The sequence below is a fragment of the Cyanobacteria bacterium QS_8_64_29 genome (assembly GCA_003022125.1).
Taxonomy (GTDB): domain Bacteria; phylum Cyanobacteriota; class Cyanobacteriia; order Cyanobacteriales; family Rubidibacteraceae; genus QS-8-64-29.
This window is the reverse complement of record PXQH01000055.1, coordinates 20,822-42,706: the sequence shown is the minus strand read 5'-3', so window position 1 is coordinate 42,706 and position 21,885 is coordinate 20,822. Positions and strand designations below refer to the sequence as shown.

The 21,885-nt window shown below is 62.9% G+C and carries 26 protein-coding genes and 1 tRNA gene; 14 read left to right on the top strand and 13 right to left on the bottom strand.

Annotated elements, in window-relative coordinates; translation table 11 throughout:
• Positions 1–201 (top strand): hypothetical protein (locus BRC58_09020; GenBank protein ID PSP16539.1); only part of this gene is annotated, 201 nt, incomplete at its 5' end.
• Positions 202–244: 43 nt separating this feature from the next.
• Here the strand turns inward: BRC58_09020 and BRC58_09015 are convergent.
• Genes BRC58_09015 through BRC58_09005 form a run of 3 tightly spaced genes read right to left on the bottom strand, consistent with a single transcriptional unit; the run spans position 245 to position 4,039 of the window.
• Positions 245–1,762: a thymidylate synthase gene (locus tag BRC58_09015; protein ID PSP16538.1), complete on the bottom strand. Its 1,518-nt coding sequence runs from the start codon at positions 1,760–1,762 to the stop codon at positions 245–247.
• Between the two features lie 34 nt (positions 1,763–1,796).
• A complete protein-coding gene (locus tag BRC58_09010) occupies positions 1,797–3,257 on the bottom strand; it encodes an alpha-amylase (protein ID PSP16537.1) in 1,461 nt (486 codons plus the stop codon).
• Positions 3,258–3,316: 59 nt separating this feature from the next.
• Positions 3,317–4,039, bottom strand: a complete 723-nt coding sequence (locus BRC58_09005) for a hypothetical protein (protein ID PSP16536.1) — start codon at positions 4,037–4,039, stop codon at positions 3,317–3,319.
• A gap of 177 nt (positions 4,040–4,216) precedes the next feature.
• Here BRC58_09005 and BRC58_09000 point away from each other — a divergent pair, with 177 nt between their 5' ends.
• The 3 genes from BRC58_09000 (at position 4,217) to BRC58_08990 (ending at position 5,467) form a co-directional block, all read left to right on the top strand.
• On the top strand, positions 4,217–4,309 hold the full coding sequence (locus BRC58_09000; protein PSP16544.1) for a photosystem I reaction center subunit XII: 93 nt from the start codon (positions 4,217–4,219) through the stop codon (positions 4,307–4,309).
• A 117-nt stretch (positions 4,310–4,426) separates the two neighbouring features.
• Positions 4,427–4,852, top strand: a complete 426-nt coding sequence (locus tag BRC58_08995; protein PSP16535.1) for a hypothetical protein — start codon at positions 4,427–4,429, stop codon at positions 4,850–4,852.
• 51 nt (positions 4,853–4,903) lie between these two features.
• The gene (locus BRC58_08990; GenBank protein ID PSP16543.1) at positions 4,904–5,467 is read left to right on the top strand and encodes a glutathione S-transferase; all 564 of its coding nucleotides are present in this window, start codon (positions 4,904–4,906) and stop codon (positions 5,465–5,467) included.
• On the opposite strand, the gene BRC58_08985 is transcribed toward BRC58_08990, so the two are convergent.
• Both BRC58_08985 and BRC58_08980 read right to left on the bottom strand, forming a co-directional pair.
• Positions 5,464–5,601, bottom strand: a complete 138-nt coding sequence (locus BRC58_08985; protein PSP16534.1) for a photosystem II reaction center protein K — start codon at positions 5,599–5,601, stop codon at positions 5,464–5,466. The two genes, BRC58_08990 and BRC58_08985, sit on opposite strands and share 4 nt — an antisense overlap.
• Positions 5,602–5,650: 49 nt before the next feature.
• A complete protein-coding gene (locus tag BRC58_08980; GenBank protein PSP16533.1) occupies positions 5,651–6,781 on the bottom strand; it encodes a tRNA guanosine(34) transglycosylase Tgt in 1,131 nt (376 codons plus the stop codon).
• Between the two features lie 71 nt (positions 6,782–6,852).
• Between BRC58_08980 and BRC58_08975 the strand changes: the two genes are divergently transcribed.
• Complete coding sequence (locus BRC58_08975) at positions 6,853–7,632, top strand: adenosylcobinamide-GDP ribazoletransferase (protein PSP16532.1); 780 nt, start codon at positions 6,853–6,855, stop codon at positions 7,630–7,632.
• Here BRC58_08975 and BRC58_08970 read toward each other — a convergent pair.
• From BRC58_08970 to BRC58_08960, 3 genes are read right to left on the bottom strand one after another with little or no spacing between them, the layout of a single operon-like run.
• The gene (locus tag BRC58_08970) at positions 7,617–8,837 is read right to left on the bottom strand and encodes a PBS lyase (GenBank protein PSP16531.1); all 1,221 of its coding nucleotides are present in this window, start codon (positions 8,835–8,837) and stop codon (positions 7,617–7,619) included. The two genes, BRC58_08975 and BRC58_08970, sit on opposite strands and share 16 nt — an antisense overlap.
• Positions 8,838–8,887: 50 nt before the next feature.
• Positions 8,888–10,075: a hypothetical protein gene (locus BRC58_08965; GenBank protein PSP16530.1), complete on the bottom strand. Its 1,188-nt coding sequence runs from the start codon at positions 10,073–10,075 to the stop codon at positions 8,888–8,890.
• A 45-nt stretch (positions 10,076–10,120) separates the two neighbouring features.
• Positions 10,121–10,480 (bottom strand): NAD(P)H-quinone oxidoreductase, encoded by a 360-nt coding sequence (locus BRC58_08960; GenBank protein ID PSP16542.1) that lies wholly within the window; start codon positions 10,478–10,480, stop codon positions 10,121–10,123.
• 183 nt (positions 10,481–10,663) lie between these two features.
• On the opposite strand from BRC58_08960, the gene BRC58_08955 reads away from it, so the two are divergent.
• A complete protein-coding gene (locus tag BRC58_08955; protein PSP16529.1) occupies positions 10,664–11,212 on the top strand; it encodes a cyclase in 549 nt (182 codons plus the stop codon).
• A 39-nt stretch (positions 11,213–11,251) separates the two neighbouring features.
• Here the strand turns inward: BRC58_08955 and BRC58_08950 are convergent.
• From BRC58_08950 to BRC58_08940, 3 genes are all read right to left on the bottom strand, one after another.
• A tRNA-Glu gene (locus BRC58_08950) sits at positions 11,252–11,324 on the bottom strand.
• A 107-nt stretch (positions 11,325–11,431) separates the two neighbouring features.
• Positions 11,432–12,109, bottom strand: coding sequence for a LuxR family transcriptional regulator (locus BRC58_08945; GenBank protein ID PSP16528.1), 678 nt, complete (start codon positions 12,107–12,109; stop codon positions 11,432–11,434).
• Between the two features lie 25 nt (positions 12,110–12,134).
• The gene (locus tag BRC58_08940; GenBank protein PSP16527.1) at positions 12,135–12,413 is read right to left on the bottom strand and encodes a hypothetical protein; all 279 of its coding nucleotides are present in this window, start codon (positions 12,411–12,413) and stop codon (positions 12,135–12,137) included.
• 234 nt (positions 12,414–12,647) lie between these two features.
• On the opposite strand from BRC58_08940, the gene psbD reads away from it, so the two are divergent.
• The 8 genes from psbD (at position 12,648) to BRC58_08900 (ending at position 19,981) form a co-directional block, all read left to right on the top strand.
• Positions 12,648–13,709 (top strand): photosystem II D2 protein (photosystem q(a) protein), encoded by a 1,062-nt coding sequence (gene psbD, locus BRC58_08935; protein ID PSP16526.1) that lies wholly within the window; start codon positions 12,648–12,650, stop codon positions 13,707–13,709.
• 429 nt (positions 13,710–14,138) lie between these two features.
• Entirely contained in the window at positions 14,139–14,423 is a 285-nt protein-coding gene (locus BRC58_08930; protein ID PSP16525.1) for a 4a-hydroxytetrahydrobiopterin dehydratase, read from the top strand.
• A 185-nt stretch (positions 14,424–14,608) separates the two neighbouring features.
• Positions 14,609–16,177 carry a hypothetical protein gene (locus BRC58_08925; protein ID PSP16524.1) on the top strand — a complete coding sequence of 523 codons (1,569 nt, stop codon included), beginning with the start codon at positions 14,609–14,611 and terminating at the stop codon, positions 16,175–16,177.
• Between the two features lie 46 nt (positions 16,178–16,223).
• Complete coding sequence (locus BRC58_08920; protein ID PSP16523.1) at positions 16,224–16,727, top strand: transcriptional regulator; 504 nt, start codon at positions 16,224–16,226, stop codon at positions 16,725–16,727.
• 55 nt (positions 16,728–16,782) lie between these two features.
• Positions 16,783–17,751 (top strand): cysteine synthase A, encoded by a 969-nt coding sequence (cysK, locus tag BRC58_08915; GenBank protein ID PSP16522.1) that lies wholly within the window; start codon positions 16,783–16,785, stop codon positions 17,749–17,751.
• A 23-nt stretch (positions 17,752–17,774) separates the two neighbouring features.
• Positions 17,775–18,464 carry a molecular chaperone DnaJ gene (locus tag BRC58_08910; protein PSP16521.1) on the top strand — a complete coding sequence of 230 codons (690 nt, stop codon included), beginning with the start codon at positions 17,775–17,777 and terminating at the stop codon, positions 18,462–18,464.
• 75 nt (positions 18,465–18,539) lie between these two features.
• Positions 18,540–19,412, top strand: a complete 873-nt coding sequence (locus tag BRC58_08905; protein ID PSP16520.1) for a 6-pyruvoyl tetrahydropterin synthase — start codon at positions 18,540–18,542, stop codon at positions 19,410–19,412.
• A gap of 131 nt (positions 19,413–19,543) precedes the next feature.
• The gene (locus tag BRC58_08900) at positions 19,544–19,981 is read left to right on the top strand and encodes a hypothetical protein (GenBank protein ID PSP16519.1); all 438 of its coding nucleotides are present in this window, start codon (positions 19,544–19,546) and stop codon (positions 19,979–19,981) included.
• A gap of 61 nt (positions 19,982–20,042) precedes the next feature.
• Here the strand turns inward: BRC58_08900 and BRC58_08895 are convergent, their stop codons facing one another.
• Both BRC58_08895 and BRC58_08890 read right to left on the bottom strand, forming a co-directional pair.
• Positions 20,043–20,714 carry a hypothetical protein gene (locus BRC58_08895; GenBank protein ID PSP16518.1) on the bottom strand — a complete coding sequence of 224 codons (672 nt, stop codon included), beginning with the start codon at positions 20,712–20,714 and terminating at the stop codon, positions 20,043–20,045.
• Positions 20,715–20,773: 59 nt separating this feature from the next.
• Positions 20,774–21,769 (bottom strand): ketol-acid reductoisomerase, encoded by a 996-nt coding sequence (locus BRC58_08890; protein ID PSP16517.1) that lies wholly within the window; start codon positions 21,767–21,769, stop codon positions 20,774–20,776.
• Positions 21,770–21,885: the final 116 nt, after the last annotated feature.

Genomic DNA, 21,885 nt, shown 5'->3' with positions numbered 1-21,885 from the left:
ATTACCTCGCTGATCGCGATCGCGCGCAAGATCATTATTTTTGACTCCAGCGAAGGTGCTAGCCGCGATCTAATCGCCCTCTCAATCGCCGTACTGGCCCTGGCAGCAAGCTATTGGCTGATCCGGCGCACTAGCCGCCAGCGCGACCGGCAAAGCGCGATCCGGCGTGCCAGCCGCCGTCGCGGCCCGCGCAACCACTAGCGACCTTCCGCAGATCCGAACGGATGGTGCAGCTTGGGTACCATCAATCGTTCTGTACGTCCGCTAGGGGACGATCCTGTTCGTAGCGAAAGCGCTCGGGGGCTCGTAGAGCGGTTTCGGCCTTTTGCAGCTCCGTGCCTAAATACAGCGCATGCTCGACTTGCAAGCTCGGGCAGTCGGCAGCAATCTCGCGGTAGAGCTGCTGGGCCGAGGTGCCAGTGTAGTGCGCGACCGTTTCCCCGCTATGGGGGGTGGTGCGCTCGACTAAAATATCCGCTGCTCGAACGCTGATAATGAAGTTCCCCCAGGGGTCAGCGTAATGGCGCTGGCGGCATAGCTGAGGGTAGTGTTCCCGAATGGCGCGATCAGCACTCTCCCAGCAATCGTCGTAGATGTGGGCGCTTTGGCTGAGGGTGATGAGCGGTCCCAGCTGGATGCTGCCGTTGTTACTGGCATTGAGCCGGTCCCGCACGTACTGCTGCAGGGCGCGCAACCCCATGGCATTGGCCGGCCAGGCCGAGAATAGGTCATTGCTGCGAAAGGTCGCGGTGAGCGAGAGTTCCCCCTCAACCAGGCGCAGCCACACGTGATTGAGACAAGGCGGACTGTCGCTGGCCTCGCCATCCCGCACGTCCCAAAGCGACATGACTGCCCGCGTGGAGTGGGGGTCGGCGGTTAGCGTTTGAATGGCTTGCTCGATCTGGTCGCGCCCGAACCAGGAGCGCAGCCGCTGGCCGTAGGTGTACTGCACGCCGGCTTGCGGGGCGGCATCCGCCAAGATTTCGTTGATGTAGTCCTGGATGAAAGGGCGGCCGATGGGGAGGTAATTGGGCTCGGGGAAGTAAAAGTCCTCGGGTTCTGCCGTGACGATCGCCATGAGGTCGATCAGCTCTTGCCACTGCCCGTCGTAGGCGGTCGGGCGGATTGTGCCGGTGGTTTTGACGCGGTGGATCAGCTGGATCCAGGTCTCGGCAATGGTGCGGCCTTCAATGCGATGGCCGTAGCGCGGCCCCGGGTAAACGGTGGGTGCCGCCTCGGGCATGGGAAACTGCTGGGGCTCGCCCCACGGCGGCAGCGGTCCTTGCTGGGCGCAAGCGCGCGCTTGCTCGATGGCTTCGGCAATTGAGCTGGCCGCACGGCACGCAACCGACTGCCGCAACGCCGTTAGGGCTGCCGCCGGGATTTCGCCGTCGAGATAGCCCGCGACTGGCGATCGCACCACCCAGCAGGGCTGCCCGGCATCGCTAGTGCCGCTGGTAAACCCGTTGCGGAAAAAATCCAGCAAGCACCGGCACGCACCGGCATTGCGATCAGCCGCCGTGGCCTCCAGCACCACCAGAAAGCGAACCTGCGGGTTGAGCAGCAGGTTGCGCGCTAGCAGGTTCACCCCGCGTGCCGGCGAGTACAGCTGCCCGATCGCGGCGTATTCGCTGGGCGCCAGATGCTTGCCCACCGCGTCTTTGCGCGTCCAGCCGGTCACGATGGCAACCTGCCCCGTGCCGCACAGGAGCTGGTTGGGCTTGTAGAGCGGCCGATACGGCGATTGCGAGGTCGCAGTCACAACAGGGATCGCTGAAGGCACAAGCGACTCGATCCTATTCGTTTGATAGGACGCAGCCGCTGCGAGCTGGGAGGTCCAACTGCAGCGTCGAGCCGTCCCAGCTCAGTTGGGCGCGGCCGTAGCGCAGCCGCTCGGGTTGGGATTGCAGGGACGGGGCCTCAATAGCCACTGAGACCGCTTCGGTCCCGGCGTTGACGGCCACAATAAGCTCGGCTGTCCCCAAAACGCGCGCGAACGCATACACCCCTCCCTCGGCCAGCAGGATGCGGTAATCGCCAGTGTGCAGGGCCGGGTGCGCGCGGCGCAGTGCAATTAGCTCTTGATGGATTTGGCGCGTTTCGCCATCCCATTGCGCGTGCGGGGGGAACCCGCGCCGCGAGTCCGGGTCCAGGCCGCCTGGCAGGCCCACCTCATCGCCGTAGTAAATGCTGGGGGCGCCGGGAAAGGTCATCAGCAGTAGCGTCGCAAGGTGGATGCTGGCGCGATCGCCGCCTGCAATGGTGAGCAGCCGGGCCGTATCGTGGCTGTCGAGCAAGTTGAGTTGCGCCTGCCCAATTTCGCGCGGATACAGCTCGAGCAACGTGGCAATCTCGCTGGCATAGCCCGCCGCATCCAGCGGCGGATAGGGAGCATAGTCAGGCTGCTCGACGTACTCGGGCCTGACGCGCTCGCCCGCTGCAAACGCGATTGTCGGGCCGCAAAAGCGGTAGTTCATGACCCCATCAAACTGGGTCCCATCCAGCCAGGCGCTGGCGTCTCCCCAAATCTCGCCCACCAGGTAGGCCTCGGGGTTGATGGCTTTAACGCGCCGGCGGAACTCCTGCCAAAACCCAGGTGCCTCAATCTCAAAGGGTACATCCAGGCGCCAACCATCGATGCCCTGGGCGATCCAGTACTCGCCCACCTGCATGAGGTACTCGCGGGCGGCGGCGCAGTCGTGGTTGAACTCGGGCAGCGCCCGATTGCCGCTCCAGCTATCGTAGTTAGCTGGCTTGCTGCCGTCGTAGGCCGATACGGGCCAGTCGCGGATTTTGAACCAGTCGAGCCAGGGGGAGTGGGGGCCGTTCTCCAGAATGTCGTGGAAGTAGAAAAAGCCCCGACTGGCATGATTAAAAACCCCATCGAGCACGATCTTGATGCCGCGCTGGTGGGCCGCATCCCGCAAGGCTTGGAACGCCTCGTTGCCACCGAGTAGCGGATCGATCTGATAGTAGTCGTGGGTGTGGTAGCGGTGATTGCAGGCCGCCCGAAAAATGGGGGTCAGATAAATGGCATCGATGCCCAGATCTTGCAGGTAGGCAAGTCCCTCAGCGATGCCCCAGAGGTCGCCGCCTTTGTAGCCGCCTAGCGTGGGGGGATCCATCCAGGGCTCGAACGAAACGCTATCGGTCCACGGGCGGGCGCCACCGCGGGGCGGTTTCCCGCGAGCAAAGCGATCAGGAAAAATGTGATAAAAAACCGCGTGCTTGACCCACTCGGGCGTCTCGATGGCCATACTGGGCGTTGGTCTTTTGGCAATGCAACTGCGCGGCTCGGGCCAACGCTACCACGGCCCTACTCTCTAGCAATCAGCGAGGCTCGCTCGTCTGGGCCTTTTAGGGCTGGTGAGGTGCGCTTGGAAAAGCCCCAAGCGAACGCGCAGCCAACGACGGCCACCATGGCCCACTCGGGCGGTACCCAGGTGGGCGCGATCACGCGCACCAGCAACCGCAGGCCCACCAAGCCCACCGTGAGGTAGCCGGCGTCTTCGAGGCGCTCGAACGCGTTCAGCAACTGAATGAACCAGCCAGCCAAAAAGCGCAGCGCGATGACACCAATCGTTCCGCCTGCCACCACCAGCCACGTTTCGTCAGCAATGGCGACCGCTGTCGTCACACTATCGAGCGAAAAGGCCAAATCGGCCAGCGCGATTGCGGGGATGACCTGCCAGAACGAGGCAAACTGCCGCGGGTTCGTCCCGTTGGCGCTCGCGCCCCGCCAGGCAAAATGCTTGATGGCCAACCACAGCAAGTACAGGCTGCCCAAAACCTGAAACTGCCAAAACTGCACGACCCAGCTCGCCATTAAGATGAGCGCGACCCGGAGCACGTAAGCGGCCACCAGGCCGAAATTGAGCGCTTGGCGCTGGCGCTGCTTGTCGGGCAGCCCTTGGGCGATCGCGGCCAGCGCGATCGCATTGTCGGCCGACAGCACGACCTCCAGGGCCACCAGTACGGCCAGCAAAAATGGCGTTTCCAGGCCGGCTTCTACAGGGAGATCGGCAGCTGCGTCTAACATGCGTGCTGGCAGGGAGCGGCTCAACTGCTCGAGGGCCTGCTCCTTAGGCTAACGTCCGGAACGCCGCTGCCTGACGGCTGAGTGCTGGGGTCGAATGTGGCGTTTTGTAACGCATGGCTTCGCGATGCCACTGTGATCGCCCACCTTGGTAGAGTGACGTGCCGAGTGAGGGTTTTTGTGATGTCAGACGCTCAGGTTTTGATTGCGTTGGCTGTCGCTCTCGTGCCCGGGGTTTTGGCATTCCGGCTGGCAACCGAGCTTTACAAATAGGCGGCAGCCAATCAGGACTGACGCGCCGGGACCATCATGGGCAGTTCCCCTCACTGAGGGGGTTGGCCCCTTGTCCGCGGCGTGTATACTGGGCGCGAGCGCGCAAGCGGGATCCCCATGAACGCACCGGCGCCCACTGAGCCCACCCCCCGGCGATCGCGGTCCCGCCGCCGCGCGCCGCGCCAGCGCCGCCAGCAGCTGCCAGCCAGCCGGACGCTGGCAGCTGAAGCCGGCCTCAAATTGGGCATTAACAGCTTGCTGATTGCGGCGGCGATCGCGGCGCTGAACCAACTCCTGCCCATCTACCGCCAGCAACAGCAGCAGCTCGATCGGTTGCAGGCCGATCTCGGGCGCACCGAGCAGCGCGTCGATCGCCTGCGCCAGCGCCTGGGCCACAATCTCAACCCGCAACACCCGGGCACGATCGTCCGCGAGCAAACCCACCTGCTGCGGCCCGCCCAGCGCCAGATTATCTGGACCGAGCCCCCCACGGGTGCGGGCAAGCAACTGTCGGCTACCGGCGAGCGTAGCAACTCGCCCTGAGCGCGGCCCGGTACAATGGCGGGAGACGAGCGCGGGAGTGCCGACGACGCCATGCTAAAGCTCTACGGGGGTGCCCGCAGCCGCGCCGCGATCGCGCACTGGTACCTGGAGGAAAAAGGGCTGGACTACGAGTTCGTTCAGCTCGATATGGAGGCAGGCGAGCACCGGCAGCCTGCCTTTTTGGAGATCAATCCGGTCGGTAAAGTGCCCGCAATTACCGATGGCGGCCTCAAGCTGTGGGAATCGGGCGCCATCCTGCTGTATTTGGCCGAGAAAGCGGGCGAGCTGACGGCCCATGCGCTGCAAGCGCGCATGGAAACGGCGCAGTGGGTCATCTTTGCCAATGCCACGCTCGCGCCCAACCTGTTTATGGAGTCGGCTCGGGAGCGCGAGATGCCCAAGCTACTCGCGCCGCTCGAGCAAACCTTGGGGGAACGCTCGTTTCTACTGGGCGAGGAGCTGACGGCAGCGGATGTAGCCGTAGGGGCCTATCTGACTTACGCCCAGCTGATGTTGGGCTTGACCTTTGACGGGCATCCCCAGCTGCAGGCCTACCTCGAGCGCCTCTCGCAGCGAGAAGCGTTTCAAAAAAACATCGGCACCCGGTCGGCCTAACGGAATCCGACCGCCGCCTGCCAGACAAACGCAAGCAGCAGGAAAAACAGTGGGATTAGCGGCAGGACGTCAACTAGCGGTTTGAAAGCCGAGTAGGCCTCGGGCAGTTTGGCCAGGAGAATGCCTGCTTCCATAAGGCAGTACGGCCGTTGCGGCCGGTGGCTCGCGTGCTGCCTCAGTAGATTAACACGACTCCGGGGCCGCCCGAGCGGGGGGATCGACCCAAGCAGTCAGCTCGGCTGTCAGGCGATCGCGCCGGATGGCCGCGCGCAAGCGCTCGGTGAAGCGCACGAGCTCGGTGATGTTGTGCAGCGATAGCAGCGTACCGCTCAGCAGCTCGCCCGCCCGAATCAGGTGATGGAGGTAGGCCCGGCTAAAGGTCTGGCACGTATAGCAAGCGCAGTCCCCGTCCAAGGCAGCCCAGTCCTGACGAAAGCGCGCATTTTTCAGGTTCCAGCGCTCTCCTCGCACCAGCGCTGCCCCATGGCGGCCCAACCGCGTTGGCAGGACGCAGTCGAACAAATCCACCCCGCTGGCGATCGCGTGGGCCATCTCGCGGTAGGTGCCTACCCCCATCAGGTAGCGGGGTTTGTCGGCAGGCAGCAGGGGCGCTGTCTTGCCGACAATGGCCCGGATGGTCTCGACTGGCTCGCCGACGCTCACGCCCCCAATGGCGTAACCGGGTAAATCGCAATCGGTGACGGCCCGGGCAGCTGCCGCGCGCAAATCCGGATGCGCGCCGCCCTGAACGATGCCAAACAGGGCCTGCTCGCCCGGGCGCTGGTGGGTTGCAATGCAGCGCTGCAACCAGGCATTCGTTCGGGCCGTTGCCGCCTCAATGACCGCGCGGTCGGCCGGATAGGGCGGGCAGCAATCGAAGGCCATGATGACATCGGCCCCCAGCGCGTTTTGGATGGCCGTGGCCCGCTCGGGCGTCATCTCGATGGTTTGGCCGCTGCGCGGCGAGCGGAACGTCACGCCGGCGTCGCTCACCTGGCGGCAATCACCCAAGCTAAAGACCTGAAAGCCGCCTGAGTCGGTCAGAATCGGGCCGTCCCAGGCCATAAAGGCATGCAGGCCGCCCGCGCGCTCGACGATTGCCTCGCCGGGTTGCTGGTGCAAGTGGTAAGTATTGGCCAACAGCATCTGGGTGCCCGCAGCATGCAGCTGGGCCGGCGTCATCCCTTTGACGCTCGCGAGCGTCCCCACTGGCATAAAGCAGGGGGTCTCAACGGCGCCGTGCGGCGTGCAAAAACGCCCCACGCGAGCGTGCGTTTGGCTGCACTGGGCCTGGCGTTGAAATCCAAATGCCAAAGCGCGGGATCCCTGACTCGCTGGCGGCTGCACCAGCCCCAGTCCAACAGTTATTGCGATCGCGAGCCAATATGCCACGCCCGCAACTGCCTGGGTGGGTCGCCTCCTTGCTGGGGGCCATCGTCTTTTTTACCGCCATTCCGCTACCCCGGCACTGGCCCATTGCCTGGGAGCAGGTCGCCCGCTGGGCGCCTTGGATCGGGATAGCCATAGGCGGGATTGTGGCCGGATTGGATGTCGCGCTGGCCGGAGTGGGAATGCCCCCGCTCGCGCGCAGCGCGTTGCTGGTTGCCGTGTGGCTCGCCCTGACCGGCGGCCTCCACCTCGATGGCGCCATGGACGCGGCCGATGGCCTGGCCGCAACCGATCCCCAGCGGCGCTTGGCCGTTATGGCCGATAGCACCACCGGGGCCTTTGGCGTTATGGCCGCCATCGTGCTGCTAGGGTTCAAAACGCTGGCGCTGAGCGAGCTGACAGCCGGGCGCAGCTGGGCTTTAATGGCAGCGGCGGGTTGGGGACGCTGGGGGCTGGTCGCGGCGATCGCGGGCTATCCCTACCTCAAGGCCGCAGGCAAGGGCGCCTTTCACCGGCCCGCCCTGCGCCTGCCTCAGGACCTGCTGCTGGGCCTGGCGGGCCTGCTGGTGCTCGGCGGGTTGGGGGTCTGGCAGTCGCCAGGGGGTGGTTGGGCGGCACTGGCAGCCATCCCGGCCGGTGCCGCCATCGCCGCTGCGGTCGGCGCCTGGTTTGCCTGGCGCTTGGGCGGCCACACTGGCGATACCTACGGTGCCGTCGTGGAGTGGACGGAAGCGCTGCTGCTGGGGGCGCTAACCGTGCTCTATCCGGCTGGCTGATTGCCGCTTTGCGAGAGGCGCATCCACATGGGGAGCTGGCGCTCGCCACCGCTGCGGATGCGCTCGAGCGCTGCGTTCATCTCCAGGCGCACGTCGAATTCACACTCGCGCTCGATGGCCTGTTGCAGGGTTTCGAGGGCACGCTGGTCCCCACTTTCGTTGAGAAAGCGCGCCGCTCGCCAGCGGACGAGCTTGGAGGGATCGCCCAGCAGCTGGCCCATGGTGGGCGTCGCGCGCGGATCGCCCAAGTCGCTAAGCGCATCGCCGGCAGTGCGGCGAACGATCGCCGAGCGATCACGACAGGCTAGCTCGCTCAACGGCTCGATAGCCTCGGGCATCTCGCTGCCGCCTAGCAGGACAGCGGCCCAGCGGCGGACGGCCGCTCGCGGATCTTGGAGGGCCTCAACGATGGCTGGAAACGTCTCGGCGTCAATATCGAGGATTTGGATGGCTTTGAGCCGCTCCTTCCAATCGTCGCTGCGCAGCTGCGCGAGCGCTTCGGCCCGCTGGGCTGCCGTTTCGTCCGGCTCCGCGGCTGGCGTGCCTTGGGCCGCCGCCCGCTCGATGCGGGCGAGCCGCTCGCCATCGATGGCGCTATCCAGCTCCTCGGCGACCATATCGGCCACCTCCTGGGGTTGGCCGTAGCGCGAGCCGTAGGGCTCCCAATGGCGCTCGAAAACGTAGTTGGCCCCGGTGGCTTCCACAACGCGCTGCATGGTCTCGTTAAAGCGATCCGGCAGCGCAGTGCGAGCTTGCGCCTCGGCGCCAGTGGCGCGCACCTGGGTGGGAATGCCGCGGAAGTAGAGCACGGCCACTTCCACCTCGCCCAAGGCTGGCTCCTCACCGGCACTAGCGGCAGGAGCGCTGGAGCGGGCTTGACTGTCGGTCGTTGCTTCGCCGCCAGCCGCCGACTGGGAGCGGGCCAGCAGCTCGGCATCGGCGCCTTTGGCAATGCCCAGCACCCGGGCCGCTGAGGCCAGAATGGGCTCCCAATCGGCATTGCCCTGGCGCGTGAGCGTGACAAAATCTTGGGCCAAAAATGCTTCTTGCACGCCTTGAATCTCGATCAGCTTCGCCACAGCGGAGGGGACGCCTTCCGGGCGGCGATCAGGCTTGAGGGTTAGGGGCTGATCCGCGATCACTTCATCCAGGTTGAGCTTCATGCAGTTGGGGTTGGGAGTGGTCTCGAGGGAGGCAAGTTTCATGGCGGTCGCTCGCGCGCTCGCTCGATCGCTAGGGTATCGGGGGCCGGAGACTAAGGCGTTTGCAACCCCTTGAGCGAACGGTGGCGCTCCGCTTCGCTCAGGCCTTTGGCTTGGATCAAAACGCCAAAGTTCCCCAACCCGGCGGGATCGATGAGCTGGTGTAAGGCGTCCCGGCGCCGCAGCGCTGTCGAGACATCCCAATTGCCGTCCGAGAGGGCCGCCAGGCGATCACCCAAGCCCAGCGCCATTAAAAACGGGCCCTGTTGGGTCAGTCCCAAGGTCGCCAGCCGGCACGCCTCGCCCTGTTGTTGCAGCGCCGTCCAGTCCACATGCGCCGTCATGTCCTGCCGACCGATGCCCGCGTAGGGATGGGCGTTGCGCTGGTGCTGGGTGTAGCACTGCAGCGTTCCCTGATGCCGCTGCGGGCTGTAGTAGCGCTGGGCGCTGTAGCCGTAATCGACGATCAGCATGTAGCCGCGATGCAGGCGCTCGGCAATGGCCTGCAACCAATCCAGGGCCGCCAGGTTGACCTCGGTACGGTAACCCTCGGGATACGCCGGTGAAGGCAGCTCGACTCCCACCCAGCGCAAGTACTGGGCCAACCGCGGCGTGGAAGGCTCGCCGCTGGTCTCGGCGAACGGTCCGTTCTGGCCCGAGGCAGTGGTGACGTAAATTTCGCGCAGCCGGCCGCCTTCAAGGGTGACGCGGTGGACGGGCAGCGCATCGGCGACCTCGTTGGCAAAGACGCAGCCCGTGAGGCTATCGGGCGGGATGGCCTCGAGCGAGCGCCACTGGATGGCAACGCCGTGATCGCGCCAGGGTTGCAAGCGCTCCTGCTGGCGTGCCGCCAGCGCTGGGGCTTGCTCGACGATGGTGTAGTCGAGCGCGGCCAGCAGTTGCGGTTGGTGCTGCTGCAAGTGGTGCAGGATATCGGCAGCCAACTGCCCTTGGCCGGCGCCCACCTCCACGAGCGAAAACGGCTGGGGGCAGCCCAAAACCGCCCACATCTCGGCGAACTGTTCGGCCAGCAGCTCGCCCCAGTCACTGCCCAAGGAGGCAGCCGTAAAAAAATCCCCCTCGGCCCCAATGGCTGCATTCCCGCCGCCGTAATACCCATGCTGCGGGTGATAGAGCACCCAGTCCATGTATTCGGCAAACGAGATGCGCTGCTGCGGCGCCGTGGCAATGCGCGTCGCAATGGCATCAACGAGTGCGGGCGAGTTCTCGGGCACCGCCATTTCCTACCCCGCCCCCGAATCGGTTGGAGCCACGCCCTAGCAGCCCTATTGGTAGTAGTTGCCTTCGCTGCCCGGGACCGCCTGGTGGGGCAACCCCATGCTGTAGTTCAACGTCCGGCTGTCGAGGTTATAGTCGAGCTCGCCGGCAAACAGCAGCGAGCGGATGTAGTGCTCCAAATCCGAACCGATGCGCCGGAGGTTGTACTCGCTCAGATCGCGCCCGCTGTAAGACTCAACCAGGGCGTCGAACTTGCGATAGACCTTTTGCAGGGCCTGCTCGTTCCAGTCGAACTCGTTATCCGGATCGACATCGAGCGTCAGGGCGCTGTCGCTGCTGACGAGCTCGTTGTCTTGGACTTCAGCCGTGTAGATGCGGACGTGCCGCGTTGTCGATTTGAACAGCATGCGCGCTGCCTCCGCTTTACTGGGTGCAGTTCGCTCGTCGCCATTGGGCGGCCGCGGGCCCAACGGGCCGCCTGGCTAATGTATCGCACGCCCGCCGGAGCCAATCCCGTGACGCCGCGATCAGCCAGTGCCGACAGTCCCTGCATTTTGCGGCACAATGCCCCGGCGACCTAGCCCGACAGCCTGGTTGCCGCGATCGAGCCACCCCAAGCCAGCCCAAACGGCGCATCCGAGGGCACAGAGGCTGTTGCCGTCGAGACCGAAACGCTCGAGCGGCGCAGGCGGTGCATTACCGCCCGAACGCCCATCGAGGCTGCTCCCGAAGCCATTTGGGCCGTCCTGACCGACTACGAAGCTCTGGCAGAGTTCATCCCCAACTTGAGCGCGAGCAATCGGCTCGAGCGCCCGGATGGCGGCATCCGCTTGGAGCAAATTGGGGCGCAGCGTGCGTTGGGGCTCGATATCCGCGCGCGGGTCGTCCTCGATTTAGAGGAGGATTTTCCCGACCAGATCCGCTTTGCCCTCGTCGAAGGCGATTTTCAGGAATTTTCAGGCGCCTGGCAGCTGCATCCGCTAGCAGCCGATCCGCCCCAAACTGAGCTCGCCTATACCGTGACGGTCCGGCCCAAGCGGACGCTGCCGGTCGCCGCGATCGCGCGGCGCCTCCGGCAGGATCTCGCGGCCAATCTGGAAGCCGTTCGCCAGCGGGTTGCCGAACGGGCTGCAACCTAAACCAAGCGGCACCAGCTCGCCAGAGCCAGTGCCGCTCGATACCCCCAAGGGAATTCGAATCCCTGTCTCCTCCGTGAAAGGGAGGTGTCCTAGGCCGCTAGACGATGGGGGCACGCTTGAGTGGCCCTTGACGGGCCAACTTCAACCATAACGGTGTCGCCCAGGCGCGTCAATGCCTCAATTCGCGCTCGATGGCGCCCAAGCGGCTGCAAGGACAGCTCAACCGTCTTTCATGGACTGCAGCAGCACTTGCCGCAGCCGTTGCGGATCGCCCCAGTCGGTAACGCGCCCGGATTCGAGCAGGAAGGCCCCATCGCAGTAGCTGAGCTCATCCAGGCGGTGAGTTACCCAAAGCGCGCTCATGCCGCGCTCGTCGACCAGCGCGCGGACGCGGGCGACAAACTCAGCCTGCGTTTGCGGATCGAGCAGGGCCGTTGGCTCATCGAACAAAATCGTTTGGCTCTGACGCGCGATCGCGCCAGCTAGGGCGATCCGCTGCTTTTGCCCGCCGCTTAGCGCATAAATGGGGCGCTGCTGCAGCTCGAGCAAATCCACAGCGGCAAGGGCCCGGGCCACGCGCTCGCGGATCTGCCGGAGCTCGAGCCGTTCGGCCACCAACCCAAAAGCCACATCTGCCCCTGCAGTGGGCATGACCAGTTGGTGGTCGGGATTTTGGAACACTAGCCCCAACGGCGCAGCAACCTCGCAACTGCCCGAATCCGGTTGCAGCAAGCCTGCCAGTACGCGCAGCAGGGTCGATTTGCCGCTGCCATTGGTGCCCAAAAGCATCCAGAACTTGCCCTGCGGCACAGTCAGCGAACAGGCCTGCAAAGCCGCTTCCTGCCGGCGGTCCCACCGGAAGGTCAGGCGATCGGCCCCAATGGCGGTGCGGGCCATGGCGTTTCCCCCAAACGACCGGCGCTCAGGCAGATTGCGCTTCGCTGGCAGCGAAGAAACCGGGCGCGCGGTTCTGGGTTGAGGGACCGGACTGAGGCGAGACCACGACTGCGCTGATTTGATCGCTGAGCACGCCGATCTTTTTATCCGGCTGCCGCTCGCAGCTGAGCTCTACCAGAGAACTATCCTGGGAGCGCATCGCCTCCAGCACGTGCCGGTAGAGGGCTTCGGCATCGGCAGCGTCCTTGCGCTGCACGGACAGCGGCAAGGAGCTGTTTTTCAGGGTCAGATCGATGGTAAACATGCAAGGCCTTCCGAAACGCCGCCTCCGATTATCACAAATGCCGCGCCAGACGGCAGCTTAGCGCGACGGTGCCTGGTAGGGCGGCTGGGGCAGCTAGTGACAAACGAGCTGCTTCTCCTTTAATATCTTATATAAGCCTACGTAAACTTTCTTTTCAACCTGAGGGCCTATCGCTTAATCTGGTCGGTAGGACCCGGGTGCGGAAAGAAGGAGTCCTCATCGGGAGATTGCGTTATGACTATCGCAGTAGGAAGCGCGCAACAACAGCGAGGCTGGTTTGAGGTCCTAGACGACTGGCTCAAACGCGACCGGTTCGTCTTTGTCGGTTGGTCCGGCCTGCTTCTGTTTCCTTGTGCCTACCTAGCTATCGGTGCCTGGCTTACCGGCACCACCTTCGTGACGTCGTGGTACACCCACGGGTTGGCGAGCTCATACCTCGAGGGCGCCAACTTCCTCACTGTCGCCGTGTCCACACCGCCAGACAGCATGGCTCACTCCCTGCTGTTCCTGTGGGGCCCTGAAGCCCAATGGGATTTTGCCCGCTGGTGTCAGATTGGCGGGCTGTGGACGTTTACCGCCCTCCATGGCGCCCTGGCATTGATTGGGTTCATGCTGCGCCAGTTTGAGATTTCGCGTCTGGTCGGGGTTCGCCCCTACAACGCGATCGCCTTTAGTGCCCCCATTGCGGTCTTTGTCAGCGTCTTTTTGATGTACCCGCTGGGCCAATCCAGCTGGTTCTTTGCCCCGAGTTTTGGGGTTGCCGGCATCTTCCGCTTCATCTTGTTCTTCCAGGGCTTCCACAACTGGACGCTCAATCCCTTCCACATGATGGGCGTCGCCGGCGTCCTTGGTGGGGCTCTGCTGTGCGCCATTCACGGCGCTACGGTGGAGAACACCCTGTTTGAAGACGACAAGCAGAACTCGACGACCTTCCGCGGCTTCGACCCCACCCAGGGCGAGGAAACCTACAGCATGGTGACGGCCAACCGCTTCTGGTCCCAGATCTTTGGGATCGCGTTCTCGAACAAGCGCTGGCTGCACTTCTTCATGCTGTTTGTCCCCGTCACGGGCCTGTGGATGGCCAGCGTTGGCATCGTAGGGCTGGGCGTCAACTTGCGGGCCTACGATTTCGTCTCGCAGGAAATCCAGGCTGCTGAAGATCCCGAGTTCGAGACCTTCTACACCAAAAACATCCTGCTCAACGAGGGCCTGCGCGCCTGGCTGGCGCCCAAAGACCAGCCTCACCAGAACTTCCAATTCCCTGAAGAAGTTCTACCGCGCGGTAACGCGCTGTAGTGCTTGCGCCTAGCGCCCTCTCGAGCCCCTACCCCAGCGGTAGGGGCTTTTTGCGCGGTGGCGCAGCTTGCAGGCAACTGTGTTAAGCTGCGCTAAGTACATCAACAGCTCGAATGAGCCGCACAGGCGATCCAGGAGGTGATGCCAATGGCAAGTAGTAGTAAACGCATGGGTCTGCTGGTTGAGGTTAGCCGGCTGTGCGCCGGGGCTGTTCGCTAACAGCCAGTGGTTTGCCTCTGCGGAGGCAGGTAAGCTGGCTGTAACGGGTTCCTCCCGGCAGTCAGGTTCAATTCAGACAGACCCGCTAGACCGCCCCTGCCATAGCGCTTTTAAGGCGCTCCTCGCAGGGGCGGATAGTTTTTTACGGGTGTGATCGCGGCGTTATTCTAGACTAGCAGCAGCTGCCAATCGCGATAAGGACGGACTGCCATGGTGCAACTGCTAGATGAGTCGCAAATTCAACAGCGCATGAGCGAGCTGTCCGACGAGTGGCAGCGAGCGGGCAATAAAATTCAGTGCACGCGCGAGCTGGGCAACTTTGTTGAAGCGGTCAACTTTGTTAACAAGCTCGTCGAACCAGCCGAGTCGGCAGGGCACCATCCGGATTTGGCCGTTTCCTACAACAAAGTCACCATCGAGCTGACTAGCCACGGCGTGGGCGGTTTGACCGACAACGACTTCAACATGGCCAAAACCATCTCCAGCATTCAGTAGCAGCTTGCTGCCCGTAGCAGCGAATGGCGCCAGCTCCTGAGGCTGGCGCTTTTAAGCCTATCTGCTGCCGCCACTGCTGCAACCTTCCTCCATCGATGCCCTCAAACGTAACCTAGAACACTGTTTGGCGCGAGCGGCTGCCCGACAATGGCCCCCAACCTTATTTGTTTGGGTGAGGAGGAAACATGCAGTCGCCTAAAAGGCCATTGGCCCTCGCGCCGACAGCCCTAACCGCAACGGCGTTGGCCGCGCTAACAGGGACAGCAGCGTCGGCAGATCCCGCTAGCCCAACGCAGTCACTCGATCGCATCGAGGCCTACAGCAACCAAGGTGATCGCGCCCAGAGTCAAGTCAACAGCGTCTCGCAGCTGCGCGATTTCTCCCCGGACGCCTGGGCGTTTGAGGCCCTGCGCAACTTGGTCGAGACCTATGGCTGCATCGAGGGCTACCCGGACCAGAGCTTCCGTGGCAACCGCGCGCTGACGCGCTACGAGTTTGCCGCTGGCCTCAACGCCTGCCTGCAGGCCCTAAAGCAGCAGACAGTGGGCGAGAAAGACCTGCAAACGCTGCAACGCTTGGTGGAGGAGTTCGAGGCCGAGCTTGCCACGCTGGGCACGCGCGTGGACAATCTGGAAGGCCGCGTTGCCACGCTGGAGGAGAATCAGTTTTCCACCACCACCAAACTTTCCGGGGAAGTTGTCTTTGCGCTGACCGATACTTTCAGCAACGGCTCAATTGCAGGTACCGACATCGACGGCGAGACAGTTTTCCAGAATCGCGTTCGCCTACTGCTTGAGAGCAGCTTTACTGGTACGGATCGACTCTTTACGCGCATTGATTTTGGAGGCGCTAACAATCCATTCCCAAGCGGTGTCAACCAGGGGCTTCCAACCTTTACGGGGTCGACTGATAATGAAGCCATATTGGGATGGTTAGCTTACTACTTCTCGCCGACTGAAAACAGTCGCGTCTATTTGCCAGCTGCCGGCGCACTGCACCAGGACTACGCACCGACCCTAAGTCCATACCTCGAAGGCGTTACTGGTGCCAACAACGCCATATCGAACTTTGCAGAATCGAGCCCAATTTATAAAATTAATGAGTTCGGCGGTGGTGTCGGTGTCAACTACGAGCTGGCCGAGAACCTGAAGCTGACGGCAGGCTATCTGGGGACTGCCGATCAATTCAGCGCTCAACCTGGCAACGGTCTCTTCAACGGTGGGTATTCGGCGCTGGGTCAGATCGCTTACCTCGGTGATCGCTTCAAACTAGGATTGACGTATGTCAATGCCTACGTTGATGATGGATCCCTCTTTACCATCAATACTGGAACGCGTACTGCCGATAATGTCAATGCCTTCTTAGGGGGCAATGCCATCACCAATTCGTTCGGCATCGAAGGGTCGCTCAAACTGAGCGATAGCGTTACGCTTAATGCCTACGGCGGATTCACCAAGGCCGAAGAGCGCGGCACGCCAGCGTCAACACCGGAAGACGCCGAAATCTGGTACTACTCGCTCGGTGCCGCCTTCCCTGATCTAGGGGGTGAAGGCAATCTGGGTGGCCTGGTGGTTGGCTCCGAGCCCTACGTGGGCGGTGTTGACGATACAGCGCTCCACATCGAGGCCTTTTACCGCTACCAGCTCACCGAGCGGCTCTCTATCACGCCGGGCCTCGTTTGGCTGGGTGCCCCGGCTGGCAATAGCGATGACAATGCATTCCTGGGCACGATCCGGACGACCTTCCAGTTCTAGGACTTGCCAGGGAACCCCGCAGCATATACTTAGCCCCATCGCTCCGATGGGGCTTTTCTGCCATTGGGGGGGATATACTGGACGCGAGCGCCCAAGACCGGCAAGGTTGAAACCCGTGGAACTGTCGTGCAAGACAGAGTACGCCCTCCTGGCACTGCTGGCGTTAACCGGTCGCTACCGCCAACAAGAACCGCTCCAGATCCGTCAAATTGCCGCGCAACAGGGCATTCCCGAACGTTACTTAGAGCAACTCCTGGCGACGCTCCGGCGCGGTGGGTTCGTTCGCAGCCAGCGAGGGGCTAAGGGCGGCTACTTGCTAGCCCAGGAACCCGGCTGTATTGCGCTGTTGGATGTTATTGACTGCCTAGAAGGGTCCGAGTCTCAGGCAACGGATGGTGCCACGCACCAGACCGTTGAGCGCGCAGTCGTTGCTGAAGTTTGGAAAGACGTTTACGCCAGTGCCAAGACAGTCCTGCAGCAATACACGCTGCAAGATTTGAGCGATTGGCGCGATGCCAAGGCGCAGCCCAATCTGATGTATTACATTTAACGGACCGCCTCGCGCGAGCGCGTTTGGGGGACCGGCGATCGCCTGCGAGCTTGCCATGCCTATTGCCAGCGACATTACCGAGGTTGCCTTTCAAACGCCGCTCGTATGGCTCAAGCGGATTCCGCAATCGGAGGGGTGCCACGCCCGGATTGCCATCAAGCTGGAAGGCATGAACCCCTCTGCCTCGGTCAAAGACCGCATTGGCATCAGCATGATCGATGCCGCGGAGCAAGCGGGCGAGATCGAACCCGGCAAGACAGTTTTAGTCGAGCCCACATCCGGCAATACGGGCATTGCGCTGGCCATGGCAGCCGCGGCTAGAGGCTACAAGCTCGTTTTGACCATGCCGGATACGATGAGCAACGAGCGGCGGGCCATGCTGCGCGCCCACGGCGCCAATTTGGAGCTCACCCCAGGCATCCAGGGCATGACCGGTTCAATCGAGCGGGCTCAGGCGATCGTGGACGGCACGCGCGATGCCTACATGCTGCAGCAGTTCAGCAATGCCGCCAATCCGGCGATCCACCGCACGACCACTGCCGAAGAGATTTGGTCGGATACCGACGGGCGCGCCGACATTCTGGTTGCCGGTGTGGGCACCGGCGGGACTATTACCGGCGTTGCCGAGGCGCTCAAACCGCGCAAGCCCGATTTTGAGGCGATCGCGGTCGAGCCGGCCAACAGTGCCGTCCTGTCAGGGGGACAACCGGGACCGCACAAAATCCAGGGGCTGGGGGCAGGATTCGTGCCCAAGGTGCTCAATGTCGATCTCATCGATGAAGTCATGACCGTCACCGATGAAGAATCGATTTTCTACGGCCGACGCCTGTCGCGCGAGGAAGGCATTTTATCCGGCATCTCCAGCGGCGCCGCGCTCTGCGCCGCCATTCGCGTGGCACAGCGCCCGCAAAACGCCGGCAAGTTAGTCGTCACCATCCAGCCCAGCTACGGCGAGCGCTATCTAAGTACTCCCCTGTTTCAGGATTTGGGGGCTAGCGTTACCAGTGCTGCTCGCGAACGCTAGACGTTTGCTACGGGCTGTCCTCGATGGCAACTGCTAGCTACTACGACATTCTGGGCGTCTCGCCGCAGGCGAGCCAGCGCGATATCAAGCAGGCCTACCGGCAGCTTGCCAAGCGCTTCCATCCCGATGGCGACAATGCCGCCACTGACAGTGCCGCCATCGCGCGCATTAATGCAGCCTACGAGGTCCTGCGCGATCCGCAGCGCCGCCAGGCCTACGATCGCCAGCAGCTGGATCCTGGTGGATTCAAGCGAGGACAGGCTAGGACTGCCGCTCAGGCTAGCTACCAACGACAGCGCCAGGCCGATCGCGAAGCCGTGCGGGACTGCCAGAATTGGCTTCGAGCCGTCTATGCCCCTCTCGAGGCATCCATTAGGCGCATTCTCGATCCGCTGGAGGCGCAATTGGATGCCCTAGCTGCCGATCCGTTCGATGAACGCTGCATGGAAGCGTTTCAAGCCTATCTAGACGACTGCCACGACCAACTCCAGCAGGCTCAAGGCCTGCTGGTGTCTCAGGCCCACCCCGTACTGGCCCAGGGCGCAGCCGAGTGCCTCATGTATTGCCTGGAGCGCATTCGCGATGGGCTCGAAGAGCTGGCTTGGTTCCCGCTCAGCTATGACGAGGGCTACTTGCACGCCGGCCGAGCGCTGTTTGGGGTGGCCGAGCGCTTGCTGCAAGAGGCGCGCGCGAGCGCCCGAGCGCCGGCCTAGCAGCAAGCCTGCAATGGCAGGGGTTCTTGCCGGCGATCTATGCTGATGGGGAGGCTTGCTTAAGCTCCATTAACAATGAGCTGCATCGTCCATCGCCGCGCGCAGTTTTCCGCTAGCCACCACTACTGGCTGCCCGAATGGAGCGAATGGGAAAACCAACGGCGCTTCGGGGCAGGTAGCCATTTCCCCGGCCACGGCCACAATTACGTTTTGTACGTCTCGCTAGCCGGCGAGATCGACAGCAACGGCATGGTCGTCAACCTCTCTGAGGTCAAACCCATCCTGCAGCGCGAGGTCGTCGACCAGCTGAACTATGCCTACCTCAACGAGGTCTGGCCGGAGTTCCAGCAGACGCTACCGACCACCGAATGCATTGCGCGCGCGATTTGGCAGCGGTTGCGGCCGCAGCTGCCCGTTACCAAGGTGCAGCTATTCGAGCATCCCGAGTTGTGGGCCGACTACCGAGGCAATGGCATGGAAGCATCCCTGACGCTGCGAACGCACTTTAGTGCCGCTCACCGGCTGGCACGCCCCGATTTGAGTTACGAGCAGAATTGCGACATTTACGGCAAATGCGCCTGGCCTCACGGCCACGGTCACAACTATCACTTGGAAGTCACCGTCACCGGTGAGATCGAGCCGCGCCTGGGAACAGTCGTCAATTTGGGGGCCTTGCAACAGGCTGTGGACCAGTACGCAACCGAGCCCTTCGACCACAAGTTTCTCAACAAGGACATCGCCTACTTTGCCCAGGTTGTGCCCACAGCTGAAAACATTGCCGCCTATATCGCGCAGCAGCTGCAGGAACCGGTCCGAGCACTAGGCGTCACGCTCGAGCGGATCGAGCTCATCGAGAGCCCGAACAACGCTTGCGAGATTGACTGCCGCCAACTGGGCGAGTCCGCCCAGCCGGTGCAGACTGGCGCGCCGGCCAGTAACCGCGCCTAACTTGCCCGCCTTTTGGCGCTTGCCAAGGCTCGATCGCCTCTGCAGGGCGCAAGGGTTGAACGGCGCCGCCGCCTTAGCGCATACAATGGCAAGCAACCGAGTGCGCCGAACGCAGTAAGGACCGACAACCTATGGCATCGCAAGCTGAAAATCAAACCGAGCGCACCGACGCCGAGTTCGATACTGAGCTAGGGGGCGTGATCGCGCCCACACGAACGGCGGCCGAACCTGAACCTGCGGCCTCGGATCAGCCCTGGCGCGAATGGCTGGATCCGGTTGTAGAGTTTATTGCCCAACTGCCCGACTTGATCGGTCGCTTCGTTGCCGACTACAAACAGCCGCTGATCGCGCTGGTCCTGTTTGTGGCCGCCATCATCGCCGTGCGCATCACGCTGGCGGTTTTGGAAGCCATCAATGGCATTCCGCTGTTGGCACCGGCATTTGAGCTAATTGGCTTGGGATATAGCGGCTGGTTCGTCTACCGCTATCTGTTGCGCGCCTCGACGCGCCAAGAGCTAGGTAGCGAGTTCCAAGCCATCAAAGCGCAAATTGTAGGCGAGCGCCCCTAACCGGCAGCTCCCGTTTTTATCCTCAGCCCGGGCTGCCAAGCGCCGCTTGACAGCCCGATTTTTACGCTTGTGGCGCTGCCTGCTCCGCCGCCAGCTCAGCCTGCGCCTCGCTGGGGGCGAAGTGCTGCTCGACTAGCGCCGGGATGCGCTCGGGAGTTACCCCCAAATAGCGCGCTTTATCGGGCTTGAACGCGATGCAGGGCCCCTGCTTGCACTTGCTCATGCATCCAGTGGCACGGACCTCGACCTCCTCGTCCAACCCTTGCTGCTGTAGCGCCGCTGTTACGGCCTGATAGACATCGCGGGCACCGCGCTTGCAGCAAGAGGATTTTTGGCAAACCAAAACGGCTGGGGAAGCCGATTTGCCCGAGCGCTTGGCGGGTTGGTTCGCTCGGGCTGCTGAAGCTTCAGCAGTGGCAGGCGAGGGCGCTGTCGCTTGTCCCAGCGGGCGAATGACCTCGGCTCGGCACTTCCAGCAGTCCTTTTTGGGGTTGTATTGCTGCATCCCGATCACCTCAACCCAATCGCCGGTTTGCAGGTTGGCCCCCGCCCAGCCGCGAATGGCCTTGGAGAGCTTCAACTCACGCTCGGCATCGCTGCCGACCAGGCGCATGCGCTTGGGCCGATCTGGGGATTTGCCCCACAGCGCTGCGATCTGACCTCGCAGGTGCAGTTGCGACGCTCGCTTTTTAGCCTTGCTCACGCTCACCCTCATGCGCGCTGTTACTCGCATCCTAATTGATGCGATTGAGTTGCAGCAACGGAGGACGGTGCTCACGCGGGCGGGAGCGGCTACGGCTTCTGCGACCAGCTGAACATCGCGCGCAGATCCTGACCGACTGCTTCGATGGCATGCTCGCGCTCGCGCTGGCGCATTTTGGCTAGAACCGAGCCCCCGGATTGATTCTCGAGGACGTACTCGCGCGCGAACTCGCCGGATTGAATGTCGCGCAGAATGCCGCGCATGGCCTCTCGAGTCTGCTCGTCAACGACTCGGGGGCCGCGGGTGTAGTCCCCGTACTCGGCCGTATTGGAGACGCTGTTACGCATGTTGCTCAGGCCGCCTTCCACAATCAGATCGACGATCAGCTTGACCTCGTGGAGGCACTCGAAGTAGGCCAGCTCGGGCTGATAGCCAGCCTCAACCAGGGTTTCGTAGCCCGCTTTGATCAGCGCGCTGATGCCGCCGCACAAAACGGCTTGCTCGCCGAATAGATCCGTTTCGGCTTCTTCGCGAAAGCTGGTCTCTAGCAAGCCCGCTCGCGCGCCCCCAATGCCCTTAGCGTAGGCAAGGGCGCGATCGCGGGCCCGCCCGCTGGCGTCTTGAAAGACCGCGAACAGGCAGGGGACCCCCTCGCCCTGAGTGTAGGTCCGGCGCACCAGATGGCCGGGGCCTTTAGGGGCGATCATGACCGTATCGACCGATTCTGGGGGCACGATCTGGGCAAAGTTGATGTTGAACCCGTGCGCGAAGGCAAGCGTTTTGCCCTCACCCAAATGCGGAGCAATCTCTTGCTCGAACACGCGCTGCTGCACCTCATCCGGCAGCAGTACCATGATGAAATCGGCCTGCTGGGCCGCCTCGCCGACCGAGCGCACGGTCAACCCGTCCGCCTCAGCTCGGGCAACCGAGCGGCTCTGCGGGTACAGCCCCACCACGACATCGACCCCGCTTTCTTTCAAGTTCAGGGCGTGCGCGTGGCCTTGCGAGCCATAACCAATAACGGCCACGGTTTGGCCGGCAATCGCGCCCAGATCGGCATCGCTGTCGTAATACATGCGCGCCATGACCCAACTCCTTCAGACCTTACTGTTCGGAAACCGCAACCCTGCAATCCTACCGCACGAGCGGAACGCGCTCGAGAGGCGGATGCGGCCGCCAAACGTATTCGATATAACAAAGT

Excerpts from the sequence above, each read along its gene's own strand:
- BRC58_08930 (PSP16525.1), top strand. The coding sequence starts at position 14,139 with ATGGTGCAACTGCTAGATGAGTCGCAAATTCAACAGCGCATGAGCGAG.
- BRC58_08890 (PSP16517.1), bottom strand. The coding sequence starts at position 21,769 with ATGGCGCGCATGTATTACGACAGCGATGCCGATCTGGGCGCGATTGCC.
- cysK (PSP16522.1), top strand. The coding sequence starts at position 16,783 with ATGCCTATTGCCAGCGACATTACCGAGGTTGCCTTTCAAACGCCGCTC.
- BRC58_08920 (PSP16523.1), top strand. The coding sequence starts at position 16,224 with ATGGGGCTTTTCTGCCATTGGGGGGGATATACTGGACGCGAGCGCCCA.
- BRC58_08945 (PSP16528.1), bottom strand. The coding sequence starts at position 12,109 with ATGGCCCGCACCGCCATTGGGGCCGATCGCCTGACCTTCCGGTGGGAC.
- BRC58_08990 (PSP16543.1), top strand. The coding sequence starts at position 4,904 with ATGCTAAAGCTCTACGGGGGTGCCCGCAGCCGCGCCGCGATCGCGCAC.
- BRC58_08940 (PSP16527.1), bottom strand. The coding sequence starts at position 12,413 with ATGTTTACCATCGATCTGACCCTGAAAAACAGCTCCTTGCCGCTGTCC.
- BRC58_08905 (PSP16520.1), top strand. The coding sequence starts at position 18,540 with ATGAGCTGCATCGTCCATCGCCGCGCGCAGTTTTCCGCTAGCCACCAC.
- psbD (PSP16526.1), top strand. The coding sequence starts at position 12,648 with ATGACTATCGCAGTAGGAAGCGCGCAACAACAGCGAGGCTGGTTTGAG.
- BRC58_09005 (PSP16536.1), bottom strand. The coding sequence starts at position 4,039 with ATGTTAGACGCAGCTGCCGATCTCCCTGTAGAAGCCGGCCTGGAAACG.
- BRC58_08900 (PSP16519.1), top strand. The coding sequence starts at position 19,544 with ATGGCATCGCAAGCTGAAAATCAAACCGAGCGCACCGACGCCGAGTTC.
- BRC58_09010 (PSP16537.1), bottom strand. The coding sequence starts at position 3,257 with ATGGCCATCGAGACGCCCGAGTGGGTCAAGCACGCGGTTTTTTATCAC.
- BRC58_08995 (PSP16535.1), top strand. The coding sequence starts at position 4,427 with ATGAACGCACCGGCGCCCACTGAGCCCACCCCCCGGCGATCGCGGTCC.
- BRC58_08965 (PSP16530.1), bottom strand. The coding sequence starts at position 10,075 with ATGGCGGTGCCCGAGAACTCGCCCGCACTCGTTGATGCCATTGCGACG.
- BRC58_08970 (PSP16531.1), bottom strand. The coding sequence starts at position 8,837 with ATGAAACTTGCCTCCCTCGAGACCACTCCCAACCCCAACTGCATGAAG.
- BRC58_08910 (PSP16521.1), top strand. The coding sequence starts at position 17,775 with ATGGCAACTGCTAGCTACTACGACATTCTGGGCGTCTCGCCGCAGGCG.
- BRC58_08985 (PSP16534.1), bottom strand. The coding sequence starts at position 5,601 with ATGGAAGCAGGCATTCTCCTGGCCAAACTGCCCGAGGCCTACTCGGCT.
- BRC58_08975 (PSP16532.1), top strand. The coding sequence starts at position 6,853 with ATGCCACGCCCGCAACTGCCTGGGTGGGTCGCCTCCTTGCTGGGGGCC.
- BRC58_08895 (PSP16518.1), bottom strand. The coding sequence starts at position 20,714 with ATGCGAGTAACAGCGCGCATGAGGGTGAGCGTGAGCAAGGCTAAAAAG.
- BRC58_08925 (PSP16524.1), top strand. The coding sequence starts at position 14,609 with ATGCAGTCGCCTAAAAGGCCATTGGCCCTCGCGCCGACAGCCCTAACC.
- BRC58_08960 (PSP16542.1), bottom strand. The coding sequence starts at position 10,480 with ATGCTGTTCAAATCGACAACGCGGCACGTCCGCATCTACACGGCTGAA.